At 61.7% G+C, this 6,188-nt stretch carries 5 protein-coding genes and 2 pseudogenes; 3 read left to right on the top strand and 4 right to left on the bottom strand.

Going from position 1 to position 6,188, the window contains the following annotated elements:
* Together ELR45_RS39655 and qcrB are read right to left on the bottom strand one after the other, a co-directional pair.
* Positions 1 to 298, bottom strand: a pseudogene (locus ELR45_RS39655) (SRPBCC family protein); the annotation flags it as partial.
* A 128-nt stretch (positions 299 to 426) separates the two neighbouring features.
* A complete protein-coding gene (gene qcrB / locus ELR45_RS30075) occupies positions 427 to 2,064 on the bottom strand; it encodes a cytochrome bc1 complex cytochrome b subunit (protein ID WP_165368237.1) in 1,638 nt (545 codons plus the stop codon).
* 238 nt (positions 2,065 to 2,302) lie between these two features.
* On the opposite strand from qcrB, the gene ELR45_RS30070 reads away from it, so the two are divergent.
* The 3 genes from ELR45_RS30070 (at position 2,303) to ELR45_RS30060 (ending at position 4,590) form a co-directional block, all read left to right on the top strand.
* Positions 2,303 to 3,223, top strand: coding sequence for an RNA polymerase sigma-70 factor (locus ELR45_RS30070; RefSeq protein WP_240760238.1), 921 nt, complete (start codon positions 2,303 to 2,305; stop codon positions 3,221 to 3,223).
* 328 nt (positions 3,224 to 3,551) lie between these two features.
* Positions 3,552 to 3,968, top strand: a complete 417-nt coding sequence (locus tag ELR45_RS30065) for a hypothetical protein (protein ID WP_129669584.1) — start codon at positions 3,552 to 3,554, stop codon at positions 3,966 to 3,968.
* A gap of 67 nt (positions 3,969 to 4,035) precedes the next feature.
* Positions 4,036 to 4,590 carry an LOG family protein gene (locus ELR45_RS30060; protein WP_129669583.1) on the top strand — a complete coding sequence of 185 codons (555 nt, stop codon included), beginning with the start codon at positions 4,036 to 4,038 and terminating at the stop codon, positions 4,588 to 4,590.
* Here the strand turns inward: ELR45_RS30060 and ELR45_RS30055 are convergent.
* Together ELR45_RS30055 and ELR45_RS30050 are read right to left on the bottom strand one after the other, a co-directional pair.
* Positions 4,587 to 5,786 carry an MFS transporter gene (locus ELR45_RS30055; RefSeq protein ID WP_129669582.1) on the bottom strand — a complete coding sequence of 400 codons (1,200 nt, stop codon included), beginning with the start codon at positions 5,784 to 5,786 and terminating at the stop codon, positions 4,587 to 4,589. The genes ELR45_RS30060 and ELR45_RS30055 overlap by 4 nt on opposite strands.
* A 181-nt stretch (positions 5,787 to 5,967) precedes the next feature.
* Positions 5,968 to 6,188: pseudogene (locus tag ELR45_RS30050) on the bottom strand (IS21 family transposase); the annotation flags it as partial.

The raw sequence follows: 6,188 nt of genomic DNA, 5'->3' as shown, positions 1-6,188 counted from the left end.
GGGTCAGGTCGAAGGTGACCAGCAGCGAGTTGCCTTCCGCGGCGACCTCGTCCGCCGGGTGCGTCCAGCGGAACGAGAACGTCCGCGGCGGCCGCGAGTCGACGACGGTGAATGGCACCACTGCCCCGCCGGCGTCGCGATCACCGAAGACGATCTCCCCCGCCGACCCGGGCGTCGGCTCGTACCGGGCGTCGTCCGGCCACCACTGCTTGAGGTGATCGGGGCTGCTCACCACCTCGAAAACGATCTCAGGCGACGCCTCGACGTAAATCTCGCGCTCGATGGTTCCGAACTCCATGCCATCCTCCTGCAACGTTTGGTTGCGCATCAGGCTACTCGGAGAGTGACTATGACGCAACCATCGGTTGCGTGTAAGTGAACCGCAGGACGATGTGCTCGGGGTCCGGCCCACGGCCTCTGTGGTCTCTACTCCGTAGATCCGTCGTGCTCGACCTCTGCACCTGTGGGTGTCCGTACCACGTCGGCGAAGTAGAACCGCGAGAGTCTTGCGCGTCGCCGATCTGCTGGATAGCGCGGGTTACGCACTCCGTTGGCATCGGTGGGCGAACCTGGGTCGAGCGGCGTCCATTGCGGATGCGACGTGAGCAGCTTGGCATCAGCCGCTGAGAGCTGCGTGCGCAGCTCGGAGAACGCACCGTTCGCGCTCACCACGATGATGCCGGACTCGCGCCCACGCATGACCGTGTCGCGGTCACGGATTTGCAGGCCCAGGCAGATCCGTTTCGTGATCCAGAACGCCAATGGAGGCATGACTATCAGACTGACCTGCAGGGACCGGGTGATCCAGTTCAGCGGAAGATGCAGGACGGTGGCGACGATGTCGTTGCCGCCGGCGATCCACAGCATCAGGTAGAAGGCGATGAACGCGGCGCCGAGGCCGGTGCGCACCGGCATGTTTCGCGGTCGATCAAGGGTGGAGTCGTCGGAGGGATGGCCGGTGACCAACTGCTCGATCCACGGGTACGCGGCGAGCGCCGTCAACATCAATCCTGGCACCACTACCGCTGGGATGAGCACGCTTAACGTCAGTTCGTGTCCGAAGAGGTCGACGTTCCACGGGGGCATCAATCGCAGTCCCCCGTCGAGAAACCCGAAGTACCACGGTGGCTGGCTACCCGCGGAGGCCTGGGCCGAGTCGAATGGCCCCCAGAGCCACACCGGATTGATCTGGATGGTGGCGGCCATTAAGACGATGACACCGAAGACGATGAACATCAGGCCTCCGGCTTTGATCGGATAGTCCAAGTAGGACGGGACTCCGACCTTCTGGCCGACCAATCCGGTGTCGTCCCTGCTGATCTGTCGAGTCCGTTGCCGGCGCCGGGTCTGTATCAATTGGACGGCAAAGAGCGCGACCATCAGGGCGGGTAGCAGGAGGACATGGACGAGGTGCAGGTTCGAGATGATGTCATCTCCTGGGAACTCGCCGCCGAACAGCAGCGACGACAGGTACGTCCCGACGACCGGTATCGCTAAGATGACGCCTTCGGCGACGCGTAGGCCCGTCCCCGACAACAGATCATCCGGCAAGGCATGGCCGGTGTACGCCTCCACCATGCCCAGTACCAGCAGGCCCAGCACGATCAGCCAACCAAGCCGCCGCGGTCCGCGAAACGCACCGGTGAAGAAGATGCGCAGCAGATGGACCGACAATGCGGCAACGAACACAAGCGTGGCCCAGTTGTGAATCTGGCGCATGAGCAGACCGCCGCGGACGCCGAAGGAGAGATCCAGCGTGGAGGCGTAAGCCTCGGACATCTCGACTCCGCGCAACGGAAGATAGTCGCCGTCGTAGGTGACGCTCGTCATCGATGGCTCGAACCAGAACGTCAAGAAGACACCGGACACGACGATCAGAAGAAAACTGAACAGTGCGATATGACCGAATAGCAAGGACCAGCGAGTCGGGAATGTCCGTCGAAGGCTCTGTGCCATTCCAGAGAACGCCGGATGGTCCCCATCCGCGAGGCTGACCAGTCGGGTGGCCAGTTTGCTCACACGATTGGTCTTGGGGCCCGATTCTTTGGTCGTGGTGCTCGTCATGCTCAGCGCTCCCAGTTGCTCAGCCCGACCATTCGGTGAATTCATGCGTCCAGGTGCCCGTCCGCATGTTGAGGTGACCGGTCGTACATAAGACACCGGTGATCCGATCCTTGTGACGCTCGATCTACGTGATGTGGGCCATAATCAGGCGACGACTCTGTGCCGTCTTGGTGTCACAAAACGGCGGTGCCCGGCGTCGTATGGGTGAGACATGCGAGAGCGAAGAGACAGGAGCCCCATGGCCAGCGGCATGAGGGAAGATGGCCGCCCGGATCCCGCTACAGAGACGTTCATCACCCACCGCAACCTGCTGTTCACGGTCGCCTATGAGATGCTCGGCTCGGCCGTCGACGCGGAAGACGTCCTCCAGGAGACCTGGCTGCGATGGGCCGACGTCGATCTCGACACTGTGCGGGACCAGCGTGCGTACCTGGTCCGGATTGCCACCCGCCAGGCACTCACCCGGCTGCGTACGCTCGGCCGCCGTAAGGAGACCTACGTCGGCCCCTGGCTGCCCGAGCCGCTGCTGACCACCCCTGACGTGGCCGAGGACGTCGAGTTGGCCGACAGCGTCTCGATGGCGATGCTGCTGGTCCTGGAGACGCTCACACCGACTGAGCGGGCGGTGTTCGTGTTGCGCGAGGTGTTCGATCTGGGATACGACGAGATCGCGGAATCCGTCGACAAGAGCTCGGCTGCAGTCCGCCAGATCGCCCACCGGGCGCGGGAACACGTCGCCGCGCGCCGACCTCGCGACATCGTCTCCCCCGCCGAGACCCAAGCTGCGCTCGACGCCTTCAAGCGGGCGGTCGAGACAGGCGACCTGCAGAGCCTGCTCGATATCCTGGCGCCGGATGTCGTCATCCTGAGCGATGGCGGCGGAGTCAAGCAGGCCGTGCCGAACCCCGTCGTGGGGGCCGACAAGGTGGGCCGCTTGCTGGCCGGTGGCCTGGCCAAATTCGGTGACCAGGGATCGGTCGAGCCCGTCCTGGTGAATGGCTACCCCGCCCTGATCATGCGGCTCAACGGGGAGCTCGACGGCATCGTGGCGATGCGGGTCGAGGACGGCCTGGTCGCCGGGCTCTACTACGTGCGGAATCCTGAGAAGCTGTCGCGTATCGAGCAGGAGACCGCGCTGAGCCGCTCTGCCCAGACATGAGCTGAATCGGAACGCGTACTCTGAGGCGAATGCCCGTCTACCCGCTAACAGCCGCGCGTCGTGACCAGATAGTCGCCGCGCTGGCTCGCGTCGCCGGCGCTTCTCAATGTACGGCCACTGCATTGACAACCTTATCGATGCCGGCGCGAGAATTCTTGGCAGGACTTTGGTCGAATGTTGTTCTGACGCCGAGGCCAGTGCCGCTGCACGAGCCGCGATGTCGGCTTGGGGTTCCATGGACATGGGGTCCGCGCCAGTGATCGTTGATTTGTTTGCGGGCTCAGCGAATCTGCTCCATCACGTTAGCCATCATGCTGGGGTTCGCGGATTGGGATTTGAGACGACTCGGGAAGTCTATGATGCGACCGCTCGCAATCTGCGGGTCCTTGGGCTTGATGTCGAGTTGCTCCCTCGTTCTTTCGATGTCTCAGGTCCAATCAATGCAGGTGTATACCTTCTTGATCCACCCTGGGGTAGTGCATTTGATGGCGTCGACCTAGATGTCTCGAACACGATCCCTCCAATCCCGAGGTTGTTGAGATCGCTGGGAAGTGCCCAGCGCGGTGACTCGCATTCGATCGTTGTCGTAAAGATGCCATCGGTCGTCTCCGGTGCCGCCATGTCGGCCGTGGCGAGGGTTGCATCGATCGTGGATCTCGTCTACTCCGGTGTTGATGGCTCACGCGAGTCGGCATTCCTGATAGTTAAGGTAAGTGCGGAGCAGGCAAAGGCCAGTCCACTTTAATCGCCGTAGTCTCGCCGTCGGCAAGCCCCGCCGCTGGCCAATCCGAGATGTGCAAAGGAGTCCGATAATGAGAGCAAGTCGTGTGTGTGTCTTTGGCGGAACGCAGTCCGGTCAATTCAGGGAGTACACCGACGCCGCCGTTGCACTCGGTGCTGCGCTGGCCTGTAGAGGTCTTGGCCTTGTCTTCGGTGCCGGAGGTACGGGAATGATGGGGGCCGTGTGCAGTGGCACGCTCGATGCGGGCGGAGAGGCCATTGGGGCTATTCCACGCGAACTCGCCGAGCGTGAAGGTCCGCGCTCCGATCTCTCTCAGTTGATCGTCGTTGAGTCTATGCATGAACGGAAAGCAAGGATGCACCACCTGTCAGATGCCTTCATCGCACTTCCAGGTGGGTTTGGTACTCTGGAGGAGTTGTTCGAGGTATTGACTTGGGTCCAGCTCGGCATTCACGCGAAGCCGATCATCATTCTGAACCTGCTTGGATACTACGATCCCCTCGTTTCTCTGCTGGAGCATCTCAATGGCGAAGGGTTTGCGCCGGCTGCTAGTGATGGTCTGCTTCACGTAGCTAGTTCGGTCGATGAGGTACTTGACCACCTGCGAGTCCTACAACCAGCTTAAGTACGCGGAGCCGATGTCGCTTCTCTCCCAATTGATCGGCGACGCAGGAACGTCACGACAAGCGCAAGTGAGAGCGTGATCGGCAAGACTGGCAGTGCAACTTGGACTCCGAACTTGTCTATTGCAACGCCCGCAAAGGCACTACCGGCCGCGACTGCGATCAAATTGCCTGCGATCATTGCGGTATACGCGGTTGCGAGTGACTCTCTAGTCACCACTCTGTCGAGGAGTGCTGACGCAGTAATGCCAGCCGGTGCGCTCGCGGCACCGAAGAGGAGCATGGTGGCGATGACGGCGGCAGGGTGGCCGGTCGTCAATAGCAAAATACCTGCGATTGAGGCCGATATCAGGAGCGACTTTTGAAGGTGGGATGAAAGGTCGCCTTCTGGACGCTTGCCGCCATATATGATGCCAGACGCCAGGCTTCCGAGTGCCATAGCGCTGAACGCTGCACCAATCCACGGCCCCGCATGCGTTGCCGCCAATATTGCGGGAATTGATACGATCATTGTTCCGCTCGAGAATCCGAATGCCAGTGTCGCCATGACTAATGTGGCGTATCCTCCACCTTTGGTGAACCGTCCTCGGGCACGCAGTGCGGCGCGCTCACGCTCTTCTGATGGGTTCGGCCTCCCGATGCTAAGCGATAGGACCCCCGTCGTGAGTATGATGAGGGCGATAGCTAGCAAGGGGGCCTCACTGCCGAACGTGAGATTGATGCCGGAGGTAAGGGAAGGGCCGAATGCTAAACCCGCCTGGAATACGACGGCGAGTACGGAGTAGGCTGAGATGTGTACTTCTTGGGCATATAGCCTTGGGATTTGTGCTCGAACGAATCCAGTAATTGCCGGCACTGACGCTCCGGCGATCGCAAAGGCTGCGGCGTAAGCTCGTCCGTCTGCTGGAAGCCAGAAAAGGCCTACTAGGATGGCGGCGAGGAAGATTAGAGCCATTGAAATCGGTATGAGCTTTGGTCGGCGTCCGTCAAGCAAGCGGCCCTGGATGATGAGGCCGATGGCATTCCCGAGTCCAAAGGCGCCAACAGTGCTCGCAGCTGCGGCGTAGTCGGACAGCCGTGACTCGGCGAATTGAAGAACGGCAAGGTTCGTGGCACCAATTGCGGTTGCCGAGAGCAGAACCGCTGTCATTGCGATAATGCCGGACTTACTCCTGAAGACGTCTGCGAGTGGGGGCATTGGCATTCCTGAGTGGGGTGCCCGCCCGCCCGAGAGCCATACTCTCCATGTAGAGACGATACCATCCGCCGGACTGCCGTTGGAGCAGGCTAAGCCGCTGGTTCACGGGGTCTGGGTCGTGCTCGCTTCGGCCATCTCCCAGGGCGCTCGGGGAGTATCTGGAACAGGTCGTCCGTCACCTGCGTCCGGCGAGGACGTGATCACGCACGATCTCGACCTGGCGTTCGCACCTGCCCTTCCCCTGGGGCCGGTAGGCGGCCAGGACGTCGATCTCGAAGCCGTAGTGTGCGGCGAACGCGGCCGCTTCCGGGTGCGGCGGCACCGCCTTGCCCGGCCCGACGTGGCGTTTCACCACGGTCTTGGTGCGGTCATACACGATCGAGGCGGGTACCCCTCTGATAT

The sequence above is a fragment of the Phytoactinopolyspora endophytica genome, assembly GCF_004138495.1.
GTDB lineage: Bacteria > Actinomycetota > Actinomycetes > Jiangellales > Jiangellaceae > Phytoactinopolyspora > Phytoactinopolyspora endophytica.
Note: the sequence above shows the minus strand (reverse complement) of the source record. Positions and strands in the feature narration are given on the sequence as shown.

Bases quoted from the DNA above. Each gene is read 5' to 3' on its own strand.
- qcrB (WP_165368237.1), bottom strand. From the start codon at position 2,064: ATGACGAGCACCACGACCAAAGAATCGGGCCCCAAGACCAATCGTGTG.
- ELR45_RS30070 (WP_240760238.1), top strand. From the start codon at position 2,303: ATGGCCAGCGGCATGAGGGAAGATGGCCGCCCGGATCCCGCTACAGAG.
- ELR45_RS30060 (WP_129669583.1), top strand. From the start codon at position 4,036: ATGAGAGCAAGTCGTGTGTGTGTCTTTGGCGGAACGCAGTCCGGTCAA.
- ELR45_RS30055 (WP_129669582.1), bottom strand. From the start codon at position 5,786: ATGCCCCCACTCGCAGACGTCTTCAGGAGTAAGTCCGGCATTATCGCA.